The organism is Erythrobacter sp. (assembly GCF_023653175.1).
GTDB lineage: Bacteria > Pseudomonadota > Alphaproteobacteria > Sphingomonadales > Sphingomonadaceae > Erythrobacter.
Map to the genome: position 1 here is coordinate 1 of NZ_JAMNXL010000051.1, position 19628 is coordinate 19628.

The window sequence follows — 19628 nt, forward strand, 5'->3', positions numbered from 1 at the left end:
ACGGAGCCGCTCGGCGGTCGCGGCCACAAACGCGGGCGCATCCTCGCGCCGCAGGTGATCCCACAGGCGCTGCCTCGGCAGGCGCGGGACGTGGGCGAGGAGGTCGTCCTGGGTCCAGCCGATGAGAGGCGAGGCCAGCAGGTTCGCCAGACTGAGGTCGTCCTGCGGCTGGGCTGCAAACCTGAGCGCCGCCAGCACGTCCTTCACCGCCAGCGGTGCGCCCAGCCTGAGGCGGTCGACCCCCGCCACCGGCACGCCCCGCGCGTGCAGCTTGGCGACGATCTGCGCGGCAAGCTCCTTGCGCTGCCGCACCAGCACCATGATGTCGCCCGCCGTGGCATGGCGGCGGGTGCCCTTGGCGAGGACGAAGGGCGCCTCGAGGCTCACCCAGCGCCTCACCTGTTCAGCAATCCGCTCGGCGAGCAGCGTGTCGTGCCGCGGCAGCCAGTCGCGCGCGGCCGCCTCGTCGTCCTCCTCATCCTCGGCCTCGGCCTTGTCGGGCGCGACCGGCGGCCATAGCGTGACGAGGCCCGGACGCTCGGCGCCCTTGTGTTCGGCGGGCTCCTTGTCGAGACCGAACTCGGCGAACCCGAGCATCCCGATCACTCGGTTGACGAAGCCCAGCACGATCTGCGCGGTGCGGTAGGATTGGCCGAGGTCGAGATCCTGCCAGGCCGGCTCGCGGCGGTTGGTGCGGCTCTGGCGGATGCCCTGCTGAGCGGCATCGATGCGGGCGAAGATGCGCTGCTTGGCGCGGGCGAAGTTTTCGGGGCTAGTGCCCTGAAAGCCGAAGATCGCCTGCTTGTAATCGCCCACGGTGAAGACCGTGCGCAGCTTGTCGCCGCGCGCGCCCTCGCCGCTGAAGAAGTCGTCGATCAGCGCCTCGACGATGTCCCATTGACTCTGGTTGGTGTCCTGCGCCTCGTCAATCAGAATGTGGTCGAAGTGGCGGTCGAGCTTGTAGCGGATCCAGTCGGCGGCCTCGGACTGGCCGAGCAGGTCGGCGGCCTTGCGGATCAGGTCGGCGAAATCGAGCAGGCCCTCGCGCGCCTTCCTCGCCTCCCAGCGCACCGCGAAGGCGCGGCCGATCTCGAGCGCGGATGTGACGATCTCGGCGCAGGCGAGAAGGGAGCGTCGGGTTTCGTATTCAGCGAGGGCCTCGGCGATGTCTTGCTGATGGCGGGGGAAATCGGGGTCGAGCTTGGTCGCCCCGTCCATCTTGCGCGGCTCGCCATCGGCCTTGAGGATGGTCTTGCGGAATTGGCCCGCCGCCTCGACCCGGTCAGGCAACTCAAGTGCCAGCCAGCAGCGAACAAAGGCCGCCGCCTCCTGCCCGGTCTTGGCCTTCCACCCCTCCAGCGCGGGCAGCAGCGCCATGAGGATGTCGTCGGGGAAAAGGTCGGGATGGAGGATCTCGCTGGGCCATTCCTCCCCCGCATCGGCGGGCATTCCCAGTGTCTGGCGCACCCGCCCACCCATCGGCGACTGCCAGCTGCCCGGACCCTCCCACATCTCGTGGGCATCGGCCACGCGCATCAGCCACTTGTGCAGGGCCGCCGGGTCCTTGCGGGTGGTGAAGGTCTCCAGCCCATCGAGGATGCGCACGTCATGGGTGCGCTCGGCTTCCTCGAACAGGTCGGTCAGCACCTCGCGCGCGAGCAGTTCGCGGCTGCGGTCATCCATCACCCGCGTGCCGGGGGCGAGGTGGGCTTCCTCAGGGAAATTGCCGATCAGGAACTGCGCGAAGGCGTGGATGGTATCGATCCTGAGCCCCCCGCCCGGGCAATCGAGCACGCTGGCAAACAGCGTGCGCGCGCGTTCCTGCGTAGCGGGGCCGAAGTCCGCGCCGAGATGTTTGAGCTCCTTGCCGAGCGTCCCCGCATCCAGCCGTACCCAGCGCGCCAGCACCGCGTTGATGCGGTTCGCCATCTCGGCCGCGCCCGCCTTGGTGAAGGTCAGGCACAGGATTTGCGACGGGGTGACATCTTCGCGCAGCAAGAGCCGCAGCACGCGCGCGGAGAGCACCTGCGTCTTGCCCGTGCCGGCCGAGGCGGAAAGCCAGACATTGTCCTCTGGGTCCGCCGCGCGCAGCTGGTTGTCCTTGAGCGGGAAGACGAGGCCGCCACCGCCGCTCATGCCACAGAATCCTTCTCGGCCGTGTCCGTCTCGGTGAGGCGCACCAGCCATTCCTCGAGGCGCATCAGCTGGTCATATTCATTATAGCCCGTGTAGTCCGGATTCTCGCGCGCGATGAAGGGCTTGCTTCCCTTGATGAAGAGCGTGATCGCCTTGGCCAGCTTCTCGGCGTGGAAGGGCAGATATTCCTCCGGCAGCAGGCCGGTCTTGGCCTTGTCCTCCTTCATCGGAGTATCCTTGTAGCCGAAGCCCTCCTCCTTTTTCGCCTTGCCCAGCGACCAGTATTCGAAGCGGGTGGCGGTGCCGGTGACCACCTGCCCCCTCTTGTGATCGGCGAACCGCCCCTGCCCGGCGATCAGCCCAAGCAGCCCCAGTTGCAGCGCGTAGCCTGCCAGCACCTGCTTCTTGGGCGGCGGCGCGCCGGTCTTGTAGTCGACTATCGCCAGCGTCCCGTCCGCCAGCCGGTCGATCCGGTCGGCGCGGCCCTGCACCTTCACTCCGCCGACCTCCATCTCGCCGGAAATCTCGGCGGCGAGCACGGTGCGGCCCTTCTCGGAAGCGTCCGCTTCGATCCAGCTCTCGAAGCGTTCGAGCGCGGCGACGAGGCGCGGCTGCCACAATGCCCGGAACAGCGGATGGACGCGCTGCTCGCGGAAATAGGCCGCCGCATAGGGCGCGAGCGCGAGGTTGGGCTGACTGCCCCTCGCCTTGTGCCATCCATCGAGAATGTCGTGCACCAGCGTGCCGCGAAGCGCCGGATCGCTGAAGGGATCGGCGGCCAGCGGATCGAGCCGCCGCAGATCGAGGATCGCCTGCGCATAGAACTGGTACGGATCACCCAGCAGCCGGTCCAATGCGGTGACCTTGATCGGCACGTCGCGCAGATGCGGGGCGGGATCGGGCGCGGGGCGGGGATACTCCGGCGCGGGCGGGCGCTGGCGGTCGAGATGCGGGAGGATCGCGGGGATAGTGTGCTCGCGATGCTCCTTGTAGAGGTCGTCGCCCAGCAAGGCCTCGACCCGCAGCAGGAAGCGCGAGGGCAGCGCCGGCCCCTCGGCATCGCGAAGGCTCCGCGAGAGCACCACCTGCGGTGCGCCCATCGCGCCTGCAAGGTCGTGCGCGGCGAGCCCGATCCGGAACTCGGCCCCCGGCACCCCCAGCGCGCGCAGCACCGCAGGCGCGAGCAGCGCGTCCGCGCCGGGAGGCTGCGGCCAGGAGCCCTCGTTGAGCCCGCCGCAGATCACCAGATCGGCACGCGCCATGCGGGCCTCGAGCAGGCCGTAGATCGCCACACGGGGGTGGCCGCCATAGCCCGGGCGCACCGCGACAGCCTCCATCGCGTCGCGCAGCACGCCCGCAAGATCGGCGGTCTCGATCACCGTGCCGAGCGCCTCGGCTTGTCCGCGCAATTCCTCGACCAGCTGGCCGAGCGCGCGGCCATCCTCGCGCTCCCAGATCGCGGCTTGGGCGAAGCTTTCGGCAGCGGCGGAGAGGCGCGCCAGCGCTTCGGCGAGCGCGATGTCCTGCGGCCAGTCGGCCAGGTTTGCGACGAGCGCTTCGGCCTCCGCCCACCAATCGGCAATCTTCGCCTTGGCCGCAGCCGCGCGCAGCGGCTCCATGCCCGGAGCAGGCGAAGGCCCGCGCAACTGGCGGTCGAAGGCGCGCAGGCCCTTGAGCCAGCCGCCGCGCACGACACCATCCCAACTGCGCACCAGCGGGTGACCGAAAGCGGCGACGAGATTGGCGGGGTCTGGACCATTCGCCGCGATCTCGGCGAGCAATCCGAACAAGCGCCCGGCCGGCGTCAGCGCCAGCGGGCGGCCGGCGGAATCGTCAGCCGCGATATGCCAGCGCTCGAGATGCTGCGCCACACGCCGCGCGAGGCCCCGGTCGGCGGTCACGACGGCGATGCGCTTTTCTGGCACCTCCAGCTGCTGGCGCACCAGCAGGGCGATGGCCTGCGCCTCCTCCTCGATAGTGGCGCTGGCGAGCAAGCGCACCCCGTCAAGCCGCCGGTCCTTCGGCTCGAGCGTGCTCCACGAGCGGCTCGCCTGCGGGGGCAGGAACAGCGCCGAGATGGCGCGGCTGCGCGCAGGGTCGGCGGCGGCGATCCCGCGGCGGTGCCAGGGCTGCACCTCGGCGCGGTTCACGCCCATGCGATTGAGCAGGAGCTTCAAGTGATATTGCGGGTGGGTGACCGCGTCATCGGCGCCGAACACCGGCTTGCCGGGCTCGAGCGAGGCGCCCGCAAGACCGAGTTCCTCCCAGGCTGCTGCGTCCATCGAAAGGTCAAGATCGGGGAGCACCACCGCGCCTTGCGGCAGGCCCGCCACAACCCTGAGCAGCCGCGCGAGAGCAGGCGATGCGCTGGTGACACCCACGGCGATGATCGGGTTCGGCGGAGGCGTCTCGCGCCAGCGCTTGGCGGCATAGTCAAACAGCAAGTTGCGGCGCGTGGCGGCGTCGACTTCGCCGCGCGCATTCAGTTCCATCTGCCAGCGGACCGTAACCTTGCTGAACAAGCGGATCGACTTCTCCCAGTGGCTGGCAAGCTCAGCCACGCTGTCCCGCACCTCATCACTCAGCCAAAGCTCGGAAACCTCTTTCTCCTCGACCAGCAGCCGGTCCATCGTCCGCGCCATTTCGCGCGCGAGGTTCAGCCGCGCGCGGCCGGGAAGCGGAGGCATGCCTTCGCCCGCGCGCGCCTCGGCGATCAGGCGGTCCAATGTCAGCCAGCGCCGCACCGGATCGCAAGCCGGGGGAATGTCGGCCGCGCCGAGCGGATCGAGCGCGGCGCCGAGCTTCTTGTCGAGATCGAGGTCGCCCACCGCGATCATGCGCGGCATCAGGAGGCCGCCCTCCCCCATCTCGCCCGCGTGGCGGATGAAGGCTTCGCTAAGGGTGCGCGCTGCGCGGCTCGAGGGCACCAGCAGGGTGAGGCGCGCCAGACCGAAGCCCTCCTCGCGGTAGCGCGGCACAAGCCCTGCCACCAGCGCATCGGCGAAGCCGCGATGCGCGGCGATGGAGTAGACAAGCGGACTGGGTTTGCGCGGCTCAGCCACCCGCCAGCGCCTCCTCGGTCGGGCGGATCATCTGCGGGGTGCCGACCTCGAACCACAGGCCGGTGAAGCTGAGGCCGTAAAGCCGCCCCTCGGCGATGGCGCGCTCCCACAGGGTCATCGTGCCGAACGGGCCCTCGGGCGCATCGCGCAGCAGGCGGTGGGAGACGAGCTGGATGCCCGTATAGATGAAGGGCGCGATGCGGCCTGGTCGGCGGCGCGAGAGGCGGCCCAGCGGGTCCATGTGAAAGTCCCCCGGCCCCGCAAAATTCATCGCCCGCGCGTGGGGGACGACCAGCAGCAGCGCGTCCATCGCCTCCGGATCCCAGCGGCGCGAGAGATCGTGGAAGGCGCTCTTGGGGCCATCGAGCCAGATGTTGTCGGCATTGAGCGCAAAGAAGGGATCGGGCAGCTGCGGCAGGGCCTTGACCATCCCGCCCCCAGTCTCGAGCAGCAGCGCGCGTTCGTCCGAGACGGTCACCTTGGGGGCCGCGCGCGCGAGCACATGGGCTTCGAGCGCATCGGCGAGGTAGTGGACATTGACCACCGCCCGCGCCACCCCCGCCTCGGCAAGGCGATCCAGTGCGTGATCGATCAGCGCCTTGCCCGCGACGCGCACCAGCGGCTTGGGCTGGCTGGCGGTGAGCGGCCGCATCCGCTTGCCCAGCCCGGCGGCAAGGATCATCGCGCTGTCTGAGGCGAGCTTGGTCACGCGGGGAAGGCTCCATCCAACGCGCGCAGTTCGGCCGGGATATTGGCATCGAACCACGCCGCCACGGGCTCGAGCGCAGGGTGCGCAAGGTCGCGCTCAAGGGCCGCCCAGACGCGCGGGATCATCGCCAGATAGCGCGGCTTGCCGTCGCGCGCGTTGAGCCGGGTGAAGATGCCCACGATCTTGGCGTTGCGCTGCGCGCCGAGGGTTGCGTAGTCGGCCAGAAAATCGTCATCCGCCCCGCCGATGGCTGCCGAGTAATGCAGCAGCATCGCGGTCTCGAGATGCACGTCGACATCGCGCCGCGCGTCCTGCAGCAGCGAGACGAGGTCATAGGCCGGGTGGCCGACAAGCGCGTCCTGGAAATCGATCAGCCCCTGCGGCGCGCTCGCCTTGCCGCCAAGCAGCATGATGTTCTCGGCATGATAGTCGCGCAGCACCGTCACGCCCGGGGTCTGGCGTGCCAGCACCGGGGCGAGCACCGCGTCCCACGCGGCCGCATAGCCCTCGGCATCGACGGTAAGGCCTTGCGCCGGACACCACCACTCGGTCAGCAGCGCCGCCTCGCGCTGGTAGACCGCCATGTCATAGGGCGCGAAGGGCCCTGGCGGCAGGCTGTGGAGCGCGGCAAGGGCATCGACCGCCGCCGCGTAGGCCGCGCGCTCCTCGCCCGGGTTCACATAGAGCCAGTCGCGCATCCGGTCATTGCCGAAATCCTCGGTCAGCACCCAGCCCTTGCCCGCATCCTCGGCAAGGATCGCCGGCGCGCGCAGGCCGTTATCGTTCAGCCAGTGCGCGACATGGAGGAAGGGCGCGGGGTCTTCGTGCGGCGGCGGGGCGTGCATGAGCATCGCGGCCTCGCCCGCGCGCGCGAGGCGGAAATAGCGCCGGAACGAGGCGTCGCCTGGCAGAGGCTCGACGCGCGCGTCGGCCCATCCGGCGTAGGAAACGAATTCGGCGAGACCTTCGGGAAGCGCGTTCATGGCATCCGCCCTACCCAATCAGCCCCGCCGCGGGCAATCGCAATCCGCCCGCCTTCCCCGCTTTCTCCGACCGGTTCGAGCGTGATCGAAAGGCACCCCGGCTCGCGCGCGAACCCGCCCGCATGATCCGGCCATTCGGCGAGCAACACCGCGCCCTCGCGATAATCGTCGAGGCCGATTTCGGCGAGTTCGGCAGGGTCTTCGAGCCGGTAGAAATCGGCATGCACCACCGCGAGGCGCAAGGGCGGCGCGGCGTAGGTCTCGATGATCGTGAAGGTCGGCGAAGGCACCTCTCCGGCATGGCCGAGGCTGGCGAGAATCGCCCGGGCGAGCGTGGTCTTGCCTGCGCCGAGCCCGCCTTCCAGGGCCACCACATCGCCCGCGCGAAGCTGCGCAGCGATGCGCGCGCCCAAGGCCGCCATCGCCGCCAGATCGGGGAGAGCCTCGCGCGCCTCCATCACGGCAAGTGGTCCCTCACGGCAACCTGATCGTTGCCGTGGTGCCCACGCCCTTGCGGCTGACGATCTCGAGCGTGCCGTCATGCGCCGCGATCAGCTGGCGGGCGAGCGGGATGCCGAGGCCGGTGCGTCGCTCGGGCGCGCCAGCGCCGCCCGGCCGCACCCCGCCCTGCGCGATCGCCAGCTCCTGCGCACTCATGCCGCGGCCATTGTCGGCAATGGCGATCTCGAGGCTCCACCCGGCGTCCGGATCGGACGACCGGCGGATCTCGATCACGATCCGGCCACCATCGGGGGTTCCGGCAATGGCATTGTCGAGCAGGTTGCCCACCGCTCGGCCCAGCTGGCGCGGGTCGGCCTCGATCACCCGGCCGCGGCGGCCCTTGAGATCGAGGCTGAGGCCCGCCGCGATGATCGCCGCTTCGCGCTCGCGCACCAGGGTGGTGAGGAAGTCGAGCACATCCACGCGCTCCTTGCGAATCGGCAGCAGCCCGGCTTCGGACTGCGAGAGATCGAGCACGTTCTCGACCTGCTCGGTCAGCCGTTCGACGGCGGAGAGAATCGCATCGACATATTCGCCCGCCGCCTGCGGATCGGCCGCCGCGCCGCTCTTGAGCAGCTCAGCATAGCCACCGATGGTGGTGAGCGGCGTGCGGAATTCGTAGCTCATGTTGGCGAGGAAGTTGGCCTTGACCGCATCGGCCTCCTCCAGCGCCTCGGCGCGCTCGCGCAGAGCCTGCTCGGCCTTTTGCGAGGCGGTGATGTCGAGCACCGTCAGCAGCCCGTTGCCGTCGGGCAGCGGAATGCCCGCAAAGCGCAAGCTGCGCCCGTCGGCGAGCTCGACCTGTCCACCCTTCTCGCGCCGGTCGAGCGTTGCCGCGCGCACCGCCGCGCCGATCATCGCCGCTTCTTCGGGGTGTACGAGATTGCGACCGATTGCGCTCAGCAGCTCATCGGCGCTGGGGTGACGGTCGAGCAGGTCGCTGGCGAGGCCCCAGGTGCCCGCAAAGCTGCGGTTCCAGAGCTGCACCGAGCCATCGGGCGCGAAGATTGCGAGCGCCTCGAACAGGCTGTCGAGCGTTGCCGTGCGGGTGCGCAGCAAGGTGTCGCGCACGGCGGAGAGCGCAAGGCTCTCGGTGCGGTCCTCGGTGATCAGCACCAGCCCGCCGTCGGGCATCGGCTGGGCAACCACGCGCAGGTGTGTGCCGCCGGGCAGGGGCCAGGCTTCCTCGAGCGTGTCCCTCATACCGAACCAGGCGGTTCGCTCACGCCGCCATTCGGGGAAGTCGCGCACTTCAGGCGTGCGCCCGCGCTCGCGGGCTTCGGCGAGGAAGCGCTCGAAGGGGGTATGCGCCTCGATCGCCTCGTCGGTGAAGATGAACAGGCGGCGGAACGGGCGGTTGGCGAAGGTCAGGCGCTCCTCGGCATCGAACAGCGCGACGCCGACCGAAAGCTGATCGAGCAGCGCACGCTGGGCATCGCGGAAGGCGCGGAACTCACGCGCGACCTGCTGCTGTTCCTCGATGTCGATGGCATAGCCCGCCACCCCTTCCTGCCCCAATGGCAGGTCCGACACGCGCAAGGTGCGCCGCGCGCCGAGGATGGTCGCAGCAACAATGCGTTCGGACTTGTCCTGAGACTGGAGGCTGACGCGAGCGATGTCGGCGGGGGAGCGGCCGTCCTCGGGCTCGAGCAGCTCGATCTGGCCCTGCACCACCTCGGCGGCGGAAGCAGCGCCGACCGCATCGACATAGGCCTGGTTGACGAGCTGGAGCGTGAGGTCGGCGCCGCGGAACCACATCGGCATGGGCGCAGCCTCGATCAACCCCACCAGAGCGGCGAAATCGCCGGTAGCGCGCGCGGCGGCGGCGCGCAGCCGGCCCATCTCGGCATGGCTCTCGGTGAAGTCGAACACCCACACCAGCGCTGCCCCGCCCGGCGAGACCTGCGGATCGGCCAGCGTGCCGTAGAGCGCCAGAGAGCGCTGCGAGCCGGGCAGGCCCACCGCCATGCGGAACGGCGCGGCGCTCTTCTGGGTGGTCTGGATCTTGCTCCACAACTGGTCGAGCTGGCCTTGCACGAGCCCCCCCGCCTTGGGATTGCCCGGGGTCGCGGCGAGTTCGGAGAGGTATCTCGGCATGCTGGCGAGGCCCAGCATCCGCGCCAGCCTCTCGGGCGCCTCGATCCGCCCGTCGACCCGCACCAGCAGCGGCAGCGCAGGCGCGACATCGAGCAGGGTCTGCATGCGCTTGACGCTGGTGCGCAGCGCCTTGGCCCGGCGCGCGCTGCGGTTCGCACGCAGCACGACAACGCCCGCCCCCACCGCCCAGGCGGCAAGAACGAGCGCGATCAGCACCAGCGAGAGCGGCGAGAGGTCCATGGCTCAACCGCTATGCGCGTGAGCCTGGGAGTGCAACGCCAGACAGCCCGCCCGCCCCCAACCCCGTGGTGAAACGGAGCGGAAGCGGGCGGGCGCCTCGCATCTTAGTAGCGGTAGTGGTCCGGCTTGAACGGGCCGGCCTGCGGCACGCCGATGTAGCTCGCCTGCCGGTTGCTCAGCTGGGTCAGCTTGACGCCGAGCTTTTCGAGGTGGAGCGCGGCGACCTTTTCATCGAGATGCTTGGGCAGGACGTAGACGTCGTTCTGATACTCGTCCGCCTTGGTGAACAGTTCGATCTGGGCGAGGGTCTGGTTGGTGAAGCTCGCGCTCATCACGAAGCTCGGGTGGCCGGTGGCGCAGCCGAGGTTCACGAGGCGGCCCTTGGCCAGCACGATGATCGACTTGCCATCGGGGAAGGTGACGATGTCGGTGCCTTCCTTGATTTCCTTCCACTCGTAGTTGGAAAGCGCGGCGATCTGGATCTCGCTGTCGAAGTGGCCGATGTTGCAGACGATCGCCATCGGCTTCATGTTCATCATGTGCTCGGCGGTGATCACGTCCTCGTTGCCGGTGGCGGTGACGAAGATGTCGGCGCGCTTCACGGCGTCTTCCATGGTGACGACCTCAAAGCCGTCCATCGCGGCCTGCAGCGCGCAGATCGGATCGATCTCGGTGACCATGACGCGGGCGCCGCCGTCACGAAGGGACGCAGCCGAACCCTTGCCGACGTCGCCATAGCCGGCAACGCAGGCGACCTTGCCAGCCAGCATCACGTCGGTCGCGCGGCGGATCGCGTCGACCAGCGATTCCTTGCAGCCGTAGAGGTTGTCGAACTTCGACTTGGTGACCGAGTCGTTCACGTTGATCGCCGGGAAGGGCAGCTTGCCCTGCTTGGCGATCTGATAGAGCCGCATCACGCCGGTGGTGGTCTCTTCCGAGACGCCCTTGATCGCCTTCACCGTCTTGGTGAGGTAGCCAGGCTTGGCGGCGACGAAGGCCTTCAGCGCGCGCTGGAATTCGATTTCCTCGTCGTTGGTCGGCGGGCCCATTTCCTCGCCCGCTTCAAGGCGCGCGCCCCACAGCGCGAACATGGTGGCATCGCCGCCATCGTCGAGGATCAGGTTGCAGGTGAGATCGGGGTTTTCGTCAGTCGCCCAATCGAAGATGCGGCCGACATAGTCCCAATACTCGGCCAGCGTTTCGCCCTTGATCGCGAACACCGGGATCCCGCTCGCGGCGATCGCGGCGGCGGCGTGGTCCTGGGTCGAGAAGATGTTGCAGGTCGCCCAGCGCACTTCGGCGCCCAGCGCGACGAGGGTCTCGATCAGCACCGCGGTCTGGATTGTCATGTGCAGCGAGCCGGTGATGCGTGCGCCCTTCAGAGGCTGCGAGGCGCCGTATTCGTCACGCAGCGCCATCAGGCCGGGCATTTCGGTCTCGGCGATCATGATCTCGTCGCGGCCGAACTGGGCGAGCGCGATGTCCTTGATGACGTATTCGGTGGTCGGGGTGGCAGCGAGGGTGGCCATCTTTTCTGTCTCCTAAGCACAGATACCCACCCGCGGGGGCGGGCGGTCTGTTCAAGCGCCCCGCTCCCTAGCGGCACATGCGGCCCGAGGCAAATATAAACTTATCTTTATATGTCTATTTGTTGCCCCTTGGCGGCACTCGCGATAGAGACCGCGCGCACTTTCACATCCCTAGAGAGGATTCACCCGAAATGACCATCTCCGTTGGCGACAAGCTTCCCGAAGTCACCCTGATCAAGGCCACCGCCGAGGGCCCCCAGGCGGTCAAGTCCTCCGAATATTTCGCCGGCAAGCGCGTCGCGCTGTTCTCGGTTCCGGGCGCCTTCACCCCGACCTGCTCGGCCAAGCACCTGCCGGGCTTTGTCGAGAAGGCCGCCGATCTCAAGGCCAAGGGCGTCGACGAGATCGTCGGCACCGCGGTCAATGATGCCTTCGTGATGGGCGCCTGGAACAAGGCCGCAGGCAGCGACGACATCACCATGCTTGCCGACGGCAATGCCGAATTCGTCGAGGCGATCGGCCTCACCATGGACGGCTCGGGCTTCGGCCTCGGCAAGCGCGGCCAGCGTTTTTCCATGGTGATCAACGACGGCGTGGTCGAACAGCTCAACGTCGAAGAACCCGGCGATTTCCGCGTCTCGAGCGCAGAACACATGCTCGGCCAGCTCTGAGCTTTCAGGTTTCAGCAAAAGGGGGCGCATCCCGACAGCGGGGTGCGCCCCTTTTGCGTCACGTCAGCGGCGGGGCCCCGTAGGCCACCCACAGCGCCAGCCCCGCTGCGAGGCAGCAGGCAAGCAGCCCCCTCACCCAAGGCACGGGGCCGATTCCCACCGCACCCTCGGCCGGCGGGCGGCTGCCGCCGACCATCGGGCTCAGCAGGTCATCGCCCTTCACCGCATAGAAGCAGATCGCGACCAGATGCAGCGCGATCAGCCCGGCGATCACCCAGAAGAAGGTCTCGTGCACTTCGGTGATGATGTCGGCGAGTCCCACGCCCACCAGCGCGTTCAAGGGCCCGGTCGTCCCGTCGAAGGGATCGCCCGCGAACAGCCCGAGGCTGACCTGGAGCAGCATTGCGCCCAAGAGCACCATGGTGCTCCATCCGCCCAGCGGCGAGTGGCCGATATGGTGCGCGCTCTTGCCCGCCCCGCTCCGCAGATAGGCCAGCACGACCTTCGGGCTTTTGACGAACAGCGCAAAGCGCGCGGTCTCGGGGCCGAAGAAGCCCCACAGCAATCGGAACACCAGAAGGCCGAGCAGCACCAGCCCGAGGCGCTTGTGCAGCGCCCACTTGTCGTTCTCGGCCGTCCACCACATCGCCGGGATCAGCAGCGGGAAGCTCCAGTGGACAAGCCGCAGGAGCGGATCCCACACGCTGATATCGGGAGGCAGGCCCGCGCGCGGCGGGGGCAGTTCAGTCACGCCTCACTTCTCATCATCGAGCCGGAACTTGTCGTGGCAGCCCTTGCACGCGCCGCCCATCGCCATCGCCTGCGCGGCGACCGCCGCCTTGTCGCCGCCGGGGGCGAGGCTAACGAGCTTGGCACTTTCATCGACCAGCTTCTGCGCGGCCGCCTTGAACTCCTCGGGCTTTTCCCAGATCGCCGGGAGCGCCTCGGTCTTGAAGCCATCGGCGGTGCTGGTGCTGGCGGGGAAGTGGTTCGGGATCGCCTGCGCGCGCGTGTTGATGTCGGTGGCCTTGGCGGCGATGAGCGCGAAATCGGGCGCATCGGCGTCGAGCTGGCCGCGAATCGCCTTGAAGGCCGCGCCGATGGCCTCGAAATTCTCCTCACGCTCCTTGATGATCGGCGGCACTTCGCCGGCCGGCTTGGCTGCTGCGGTATCGGAGGTGTCCCCGCCCGAACAGGCTGAAAGTCCGGCCATGAGTGTCACAGCGAGCAGCAGGGGGCGAGCGATCAGGCGCAGCATCGGCGATCTCCTTGAAGCGTGAGAACCAAGGCTATGCCGCTTTGCCGCTGACCGCAAACGCGAAAGCCGGTGGCGCCGCGCGGAGCTTCAGCCGCGGGTGCCGGACGCCGCGCTGTCGGCCTCGGCGAGGAGAGCGGCGCGGTCCTGTTCGACCAGCGCGAGCATCGCGGTGCGGATCGTGTCGCGGCGGCCCTCGACGATACGGTCGATCGCCTTGTTCTGGGTCTCGCACCACCCGGGGCGCGTGCCGTTGGCGACATTGTCCTCGCGCAGCATGCGCTGCGAACGGAAGGCCTCGCCGAGCGTGGCGACCCGCTCGACCTCGAGCCGCGCGTTCCACTGGCATGCGAGCGTGCTCGGCCGCCCGGCGACACCGGCGGTGCCGACCTGCCGCGTCTCGACCGTGACCGTGCCCTGGTAGTCTGCAGCAATCGGCCCTTCGGCGTGATCGATCACTACCTCGTGCTCCAGGGCAAAGGCGGGTGCGGCAAGGCTGGCGGCCAGCACCAGGCCGCTCATCACATGCTTCTTCATGACGGTCTCTCCTGCTTGTCGCGGCCTTTGCGGCCGTCGATGAGAGAGAATTAGCAGCGCGGGCGGGGGCGGCCAATATCGCGACATGCTATATCACCGCACTGCGGCACGGCCCGCCGCACCGCGCCCACGCCCGGGCGCAGTGTGGCGGCTTCGGGCTCAATAGCCCATCAGGCTCATCACTTCCTTGCGGCTGCGATGGTCTTCGAGGAAGCAGCCCAGAACGCGGCTGGTGACCATGCCGACGCCGTGCGTCTTGACCCCGCGCCCGGTCATACAGCCGTGCTCGGCCTCGATCACAACGGCCACGCCGTGCGGATCGAGATGGTCCCAGATGCACTGTGCGACCTCGGCAGTCAGGCGCTCCTGGATCTGGAGGCGGCTGGCATAGCCGTGCAGCACGCGCGCGAGCTTGGAGATGCCCACGACCTTGTTCCTTGGCAGATAGGCGATCGCCGCCTTGCCGACGATCGGTGCCATGTGGTGTTCGCAATGCGACTGGAAGGGAATGCTCTTGAGCAGCACGATCTCGTCATAGCCGCCCACCTCGGTGAACTGCCGGGTGAGGTGGATCGCCGGATCTTCGCGATAACCCTCGCAATATTCGAGCCACGCCCGCCCGACACGCTTGGGGGTGTCGAGCAGGCCTTCGCGCGAAGGGTCATCGCCCGCCCAGGCGATCAGCGTGCGGATAGCTTCCTGGACATGGTCGGGGACTTCGGGCTTGCCCATGGGATTTTCCGGATCGAAGGTCTCGTCGTGGTCGTGCGCGGTGATGTAGTTCATGCCTCTCGTCTCTTTCTTCAATCAACGGCTTCCCTCGGAAAAAGCCCCTCGCCTGTCGATCCCGAGTGACGTCAACCATCCACCATCCAAGGCGTTCCACCAAGTTACGCCGATTGCAGCAAAAGGATGCGATCCCCATTTGTGGAAATGTAGGATCGATTTCCCGCAATTCATCCCCCCACCAGCTTCTCGATTGCATCACAGGAGGCAGACTGCCGTGCAAGGTCCGAGTGCCGCCGAATTCGAATCCGCCGCGCGCGCCGTGCTGGCGCGGCTGCCGGAAATGTTCGCTCGCGAGCTTGTAGGCGTGGTGCTGCAGGTTGAGGAATTTGCCACCGACGAACAGCTCGATTCGCTGGGGATCGAGGATCCGTGGGACCTGACCGGGCTCTATGAAGGCGTGGCGCTCACCGAAAGGACCCAGTGGGACAGCGAGGGGCTGCCCCCCGTCATCACCCTGTTCCGCCAACCGCTGCTCGCCGAGATGGAGGAGACCGGCGTGGGATTCCACGCGCTGGTGCGCCACGTGGTGATCCACGAGGCGGGGCATCATTTCGGCCTGTCGGACGATGACATGCACGCACTCGAGGATTCGGTGGAGGACTGAAACCGACAAGGCCCGCCGCCTCTTGCGAGGCAACGGGCCTTGTTGGCGCACCCGGAACGATTCGAACGTCCGACCCTCAGATTCGTAGTCTGATGCTCTATCCAGCTGAGCTACGGGTGCGCGCTGAGGGGGGCCCTTTAGGGGGGTCGTTCGGGCTTGGCAAGTGGGTTCGCTCGCAAATCAGCGAAAATGGAACAGCCGCGCGGCCAGCTCCGCATCGAGCGGGGGCTTGGGCAGCGCCGCGATTTCTTCAGGCGTGAACCAGCCCATGCCTGCGCCCTCGAGCGCCTGCGGCTCACCCTGCCATCGGGCGATGCGGTAGAGCATGATCACCAGCGCCGGGCTGCCTTCCGCATCGCCCCCATCGCTGCCGGGCGTTTCGGCAAAGCCGCAAGGCACCAGATCGCTCGCTACGCAGTCGATGCCCAGCTCCTCGGCAAGTTCGCGCACCAGGGCTGCGGCGGGCAGTTCGCCGGGGTCCACCTTGCCCCCGGGGAATTCCCATAGTCCGGCGTGGTGCTTTCCTTCAGGCCTCAGGTGCATCAGCCATTGGCCATCTCCGCTTTCGAGCGCGCCTGCCACCACCGCGATCCACCCTTTCGTCATGTCGGGTTTCTTTCCATCACGACGCGTCCGATCAACTCTTTCTTAATGATTTGGGGCGATTCTCTGGATCGTCAGAACGCAGGAAATAGAGGGTTCCACGATGCTGTCGACATTCTTGAAAAGGCTTGTCGACGACCAGTCGGGGGCTACCGCCATTGAATACGGACTGATCCTCTCGCTTATCGTCATTGCCATGATTGCCGCGCTGCAGGGTGTCGCCACAACGACCATCAACATGTGGGGCAGTGTCGAAAGCAAGAGTGTCGCTGCCATGACGAAATAATTCGGAGTGAACGACCGAATTAGTAATTTCTCAAGAACTGGCAGTTTAACACAGCAACAGCCCGCCGCGACACAGGGGGGCACGGGTACCGAAGACCAAACCAGGAGACTAGACATGACCTTCTTCAAGAACCTCGTCCGCGACGAACAGGGCGCCACCGCCATCGAATACGGCCTGATCGCCGCTCTGATCGCCGTCGCCGCGATCACCGCCATGACCAACCTCGGCTCGACCCTGTCGGGCACGTTCACCAACGTGAACACCAACATGACCAAGGGCACCACCGCGTAAGCGACGGCCTCAGGCAAAAAGAACGGCGGCGGGGAGCGATCCCTGCCGTTTTTCTTTGTGCGCGCCGCGCGCAGTTACGGCCTGGCGAAACTCTCCCGACCTCGCAGCCGATTCGCACAGAGACAACCGATTCTCGGAAATCTGCCATCGGCGCAGGTGACGTGACCCGCCCTTTCCCGAAAGCCGCAGCTGCAGCCGCCACCAGATCGGGCCGTCCAGCTGCCGGAATAGCGCGAACTGCGCCAACGAAGCGCATTAAAGGCGCTTTTCTTTACCTTTGCGCCGCCGCCATCGCCGTTAAAGGGCGACACTTGGTTTTCGTTCGGCAAACACTCTTGGTTACCAGAAAATTGTCGGTCTGTTAGGTATTTATCAATTGCTGTCGGATAATTTTACGTCTGTCCGCCGCTGACCAAGGCGGGTCGAAACGCTATTCAAATGCCCAGCCAGGAGACCACTCATGACCTTCTTCAAGAACCTCGTCCGTGACGAACAGGGTGCCACCGCCATCGAGTACGGCCTCATCGCCGCTCTGATCGCCGTCGCCGCGATCACTGCGATGACCAACGTCGGCTCGACGCTCTCGGGCACCTTCAGCAACGTGAACACCAAGATGTCGAAGGGCACCACCGCGTAAGCGATCCCCTCCAGGCAAAACAGGAACGGCGGGGAGCGATCCCCGCCGTCTTTTGTTTGGGGTTTCGGGAGACTAATTCCCGCGCACCACCAGCTTGACCTTCTGGCCCGGCGTCACCGTCGCCGAGCCAGCGAGCGCGTTGAGCACACGGAAACGCTCCTCCTGCGCCGTGTCATAGGCCATGCGCCGCGACAGGCTCGCCACCGTGTCGCCGCGCGCCACGGTCACCACCTGGAGCTTCCTCGGCACGACCGCACCCGCCTCGGCCGTGGTGATTCGCCGCATCGACTGGAACATCGGGTTGAACGTCCCGGCCCGCCCGGCCGGCGCGATCACGACGAAGTGGAAGGCCCGGTCGCGCGCGAATTCATAGGCGAAGACCACCAGATCGACCTGCGAATTGCCGTTGTTGACCCGCGCCGTGCCGTAGGCCGCGGGCAGGCCGTTCACTGTGGTGCGCTCGATGGTCTGCGGGGCAAGCGTGCTGTTCTGCCCCCCGACCGCGGTGAAGGCGCTGCGCAGATAGGCTTCGAGATTTCCGCTATAGGCGGCGGTCGTCATCTGCGCCTTGCCGCCCTGCCCCTGGATGCTCACCGCGCGCGTGCCGTTGACCATGTAGTAGCCTTGGGGCGCGGTGAAGGCGAGCCGCAGTTCGGGGTGGATGAAGGTGCTGCCCTCGATCAGCCCTTGCGCCGGGTCATCGCCGTAGCGCAGCCCGTCGATCCGACTGAGGAAAGTGTCGCGATTGCTGACAGTGCCCGCTGTCCCCGGCGCGCCTGCCTTGGCCAGCGCGCTCTGCACGCGGCTCGCCGGATCGGGGTGGGTCGAGGCCCATTCGGGCACATTCGCATCCTGCCCCGAAAGCCGCGCGTCGAGCGCGTTCTGCGCGGCAAGGCTCGCCAGCACCGTCCCCATCGCCCGCCGGTCATAGCCCGCGCGGCCGAGATATTCGATGCCGAGCCCGTCCGCCTCGAGCTCCTGCTTGCGCGAGAACTTGAGCGTCAGAAGCTGCGAGCCTTGCAGGAAGGTGCGCGACAGCGTCTGCCCCAGCCCCGAATCGCCGAGCAGCAGCCCCGACAGGATCGCGCCCCCCAATCCCAGCAGCGTGTTCTTCTGCGCCGCCGCCTGGCGCCGCTGCGAATGACGCGCGGCAACGTGGCCGACCTCGTGTCCGAGCACCGCGGCAAGCTCGGCCTCGCTGTTCATCAGCGTGACCAGTTGGCGGGTGGTGTAGATATAGCCGCCGGGAATCGCGAAGGCGTTGTTCACCGGCGAGTTCAAGAGGCTCACCGTAAAACTCTCGCGCGCATTCCCGAGGCCTGATTGCACCGCGATGTTCTTGCCGACCTGTTCGACATAGGTCGCGTGCGTGCCCGACATCGCGCCGCCGAATTCGGCGAGCAGCTGAGGGTGATACTCCGCGCCCTGCTTGGCTTCGGCCTGGGTGATCGGGGTGGCGGAGGTGGGGATCGCCGCACCACCTGCCGTCATGCATCCCCCCAGCGCCAGCGAAGCCGCGCCGAACGCGAGAGACTTTCGTAGGATTCGTGCCATTTTTTTCGTCCCTTTTGCGCCTGTCCCTGCGCTGCATTCTCGCAGCTTCACGGACAAGCTTCATGCATCAGGGACGTGGCAAACGGAACCTTAACTTGCGATGGCTTCTCAGCCGCCGATGGCAAGAAAACGGGCTTCGCGCGCGGCGACCAGTTGCTGGGCGCTCTTGGGCGCGAGCGCCGCAACTTCTTCGGCCAGTGCTTCGCCGAGCATCCGCGCCGCGGCCGCCGGATCGCGGTGCGCCCCGCCGACCGGCTCCTTGACGATGCGGTCGATCACATTGATGCGCTTCAGGTCCTGCGCGGTGACCTTCATCGCCTGCGCGGCCTCAGGTGCCTTTTCGGATGTGCGCCACAGGATCGAGGCGCAGCCTTCGGGCGAGATCACCGAATAGACCGCGTGCTCCATCATCAACACGCGGTTGGCGCTGCCGAGCGCCACCGCGCCGCCCGAACCGCCCTCGCCGACGATCGCAGCGACCATCGGTACACCGATCGCCAGACACGCCTCGGTCGCGCGCGCGATAGCCTCGGCCTGGCCGCGTTCCTCCGCCTCAATCCCCGGAAAAGCTCCCGAGGTGTCGACCAGCGTCACCACCGGCAGGCCGAATCGGCTGGCCAGCTCCATCAGCCGTATCGCCTTGCGATAGCCCTCGGGCTTGCCCATCCCGAAATTGTGCTTGATCCGGCTCTTGGTGTCGTTGCCCTTCTCGTGGCCGATCAGCATCACGCGGCGATCACCCAGTCGCGCGAAGCCGCCCATGATCGCAAGGTCGTCGGCATAGAGCCGGTCGCCGCCCAGCGGAATGAAGTCGCTGAAAGCATGCGCGACATAGTCGTGAAAGTGCGGCCGCTGCGGATGCCGGGCGACCTGGGTCTTCTGCCACGGGGTGAGCGAGGCATAGGTGCTGGCGAGCAGTTCGGCGCTCTTGGCCTCAAGCCGGCCAATCTCGCTCGCCACATCGACATCATGCAGGGCGTTGACGCTGCGCAGTTGCGCGATGCGTTCCTCGAGCGCTGCGACCGGTTTCTCGAAATCGAGGTAGGAAATCATCGCGCGGCGCTAGTCCGATGTTGTGCGGGTTGCAAGCGGATGCCGGGAATTGACGAGGGCAACCAGCCGCGCGGCGTCGACATGGGTATAT

At 67.3% G+C, this 19628-nt stretch carries 19 protein-coding genes and 1 tRNA gene; 5 read left to right on the forward strand and 15 right to left on the reverse strand.

The genetic code is table 11. The annotated features are described in order from the left end of the window. The 7 genes from NBV68_RS07870 to ahcY form a co-directional block, all read right to left on the reverse strand. A partial coding sequence (locus tag NBV68_RS07870; RefSeq protein WP_296308598.1) for a UvrD-helicase domain-containing protein occupies positions 1-2136 on the reverse strand: 2136 nt, incomplete at its 3' end. Then, on the reverse strand, positions 2133-5198 hold the full coding sequence (addB, locus tag NBV68_RS07875) for a double-strand break repair protein AddB (RefSeq protein ID WP_296308600.1): 3066 nt from the start codon (positions 5196-5198) through the stop codon (positions 2133-2135). The genes addB and NBV68_RS07870, both read right to left, overlap by 4 nt. Next, a complete protein-coding gene (locus NBV68_RS07880; protein ID WP_296308602.1) occupies positions 5191-5907 on the reverse strand; it encodes a nucleotidyltransferase family protein in 717 nt (238 codons plus the stop codon). Before NBV68_RS07880 ends, addB begins: the two co-directional genes overlap by 8 nt. Then, positions 5904-6890, reverse strand: coding sequence for a phosphotransferase (locus NBV68_RS07885; RefSeq protein ID WP_296308603.1), 987 nt, complete (start codon positions 6888-6890; stop codon positions 5904-5906). Before NBV68_RS07885 ends, NBV68_RS07880 begins: the two co-directional genes overlap by 4 nt. Further along, positions 6887-7348 (reverse strand): tRNA (adenosine(37)-N6)-threonylcarbamoyltransferase complex ATPase subunit type 1 TsaE, encoded by a 462-nt coding sequence (gene tsaE, locus NBV68_RS07890; protein WP_296308632.1) that lies wholly within the window; start codon positions 7346-7348, stop codon positions 6887-6889. Before tsaE ends, NBV68_RS07885 begins: the two co-directional genes overlap by 4 nt. A 16-nt stretch (positions 7349-7364) precedes the next feature. Further along, positions 7365-9728: a PAS domain-containing sensor histidine kinase gene (locus tag NBV68_RS07895; protein ID WP_296308605.1), complete on the reverse strand. Its 2364-nt coding sequence runs from the start codon at positions 9726-9728 to the stop codon at positions 7365-7367. Between the two features lie 104 nt (positions 9729-9832). Further along, complete coding sequence (ahcY, locus tag NBV68_RS07900) at positions 9833-11257, reverse strand: adenosylhomocysteinase (protein WP_296308607.1); 1425 nt, start codon at positions 11255-11257, stop codon at positions 9833-9835. 191 nt (positions 11258-11448) lie between these two features. Here ahcY and NBV68_RS07905 point away from each other — a divergent pair, with 191 nt between their 5' ends. Next, positions 11449-11928 (forward strand): peroxiredoxin, encoded by a 480-nt coding sequence (locus tag NBV68_RS07905; protein WP_296308609.1) that lies wholly within the window; start codon positions 11449-11451, stop codon positions 11926-11928. 58 nt (positions 11929-11986) lie between these two features. Here the strand turns inward: NBV68_RS07905 and NBV68_RS07910 are convergent, their stop codons facing one another. From NBV68_RS07910 to folE, 4 genes are all read right to left on the reverse strand, one after another. Then, on the reverse strand, positions 11987-12679 hold the full coding sequence (locus tag NBV68_RS07910) for a cytochrome b/b6 domain-containing protein (protein ID WP_296308610.1): 693 nt from the start codon (positions 12677-12679) through the stop codon (positions 11987-11989). A gap of 3 nt (positions 12680-12682) precedes the next feature. Further along, entirely contained in the window at positions 12683-13186 is a 504-nt protein-coding gene (locus tag NBV68_RS07915) for a cytochrome c (protein WP_296308612.1), read from the reverse strand. Between the two features lie 87 nt (positions 13187-13273). Continuing rightward, a complete protein-coding gene (locus tag NBV68_RS07920) occupies positions 13274-13720 on the reverse strand; it encodes a hypothetical protein (RefSeq protein ID WP_296308614.1) in 447 nt (148 codons plus the stop codon). A gap of 159 nt (positions 13721-13879) precedes the next feature. Further along, positions 13880-14506, reverse strand: coding sequence for a GTP cyclohydrolase I FolE (gene folE / locus NBV68_RS07925; RefSeq protein WP_296308616.1), 627 nt, complete (start codon positions 14504-14506; stop codon positions 13880-13882). Positions 14507-14723: 217 nt separating this feature from the next. Here folE and NBV68_RS07930 point away from each other — a divergent pair, with 217 nt between their 5' ends. Beyond that, on the forward strand, positions 14724-15113 hold the full coding sequence (locus tag NBV68_RS07930; protein WP_296308618.1) for a metallopeptidase family protein: 390 nt from the start codon (positions 14724-14726) through the stop codon (positions 15111-15113). Positions 15114-15156: 43 nt separating this feature from the next. On the opposite strand, the gene NBV68_RS07935 is transcribed toward NBV68_RS07930, so the two are convergent. Both NBV68_RS07935 and NBV68_RS07940 read right to left on the reverse strand, forming a co-directional pair. After that, positions 15157-15233 (reverse strand) — tRNA-Arg (locus NBV68_RS07935). Between the two features lie 60 nt (positions 15234-15293). Continuing rightward, on the reverse strand, positions 15294-15719 hold the full coding sequence (locus tag NBV68_RS07940; protein ID WP_296308619.1) for a (deoxy)nucleoside triphosphate pyrophosphohydrolase: 426 nt from the start codon (positions 15717-15719) through the stop codon (positions 15294-15296). 100 nt (positions 15720-15819) lie between these two features. Between NBV68_RS07940 and NBV68_RS07945 the strand changes: the two genes are divergently transcribed. From NBV68_RS07945 to NBV68_RS07955, 3 genes are all read left to right on the forward strand, one after another. After that, positions 15820-16002 (forward strand): Flp family type IVb pilin, encoded by a 183-nt coding sequence (locus NBV68_RS07945; RefSeq protein ID WP_296308621.1) that lies wholly within the window; start codon positions 15820-15822, stop codon positions 16000-16002. A gap of 114 nt (positions 16003-16116) precedes the next feature. Then, positions 16117-16293, forward strand: a complete 177-nt coding sequence (locus NBV68_RS07950; RefSeq protein ID WP_017665207.1) for a Flp family type IVb pilin — start codon at positions 16117-16119, stop codon at positions 16291-16293. A gap of 460 nt (positions 16294-16753) precedes the next feature. Next, positions 16754-16930 carry a Flp family type IVb pilin gene (locus tag NBV68_RS07955; protein WP_296308627.1) on the forward strand — a complete coding sequence of 59 codons (177 nt, stop codon included), beginning with the start codon at positions 16754-16756 and terminating at the stop codon, positions 16928-16930. Positions 16931-17002: 72 nt separating this feature from the next. Here the strand turns inward: NBV68_RS07955 and NBV68_RS07960 are convergent, their stop codons facing one another. Together NBV68_RS07960 and NBV68_RS07965 are read right to left on the reverse strand one after the other, a co-directional pair. After that, positions 17003-18421 carry a M48 family metalloprotease gene (locus tag NBV68_RS07960; protein WP_296308628.1) on the reverse strand — a complete coding sequence of 473 codons (1419 nt, stop codon included), beginning with the start codon at positions 18419-18421 and terminating at the stop codon, positions 17003-17005. A 171-nt stretch (positions 18422-18592) separates the two neighbouring features. After that, the gene (locus NBV68_RS07965) at positions 18593-19537 is read right to left on the reverse strand and encodes an acetyl-CoA carboxylase carboxyltransferase subunit alpha (RefSeq protein WP_296308630.1); all 945 of its coding nucleotides are present in this window, start codon (positions 19535-19537) and stop codon (positions 18593-18595) included. Positions 19538-19628 lie beyond the last annotated feature (91 nt).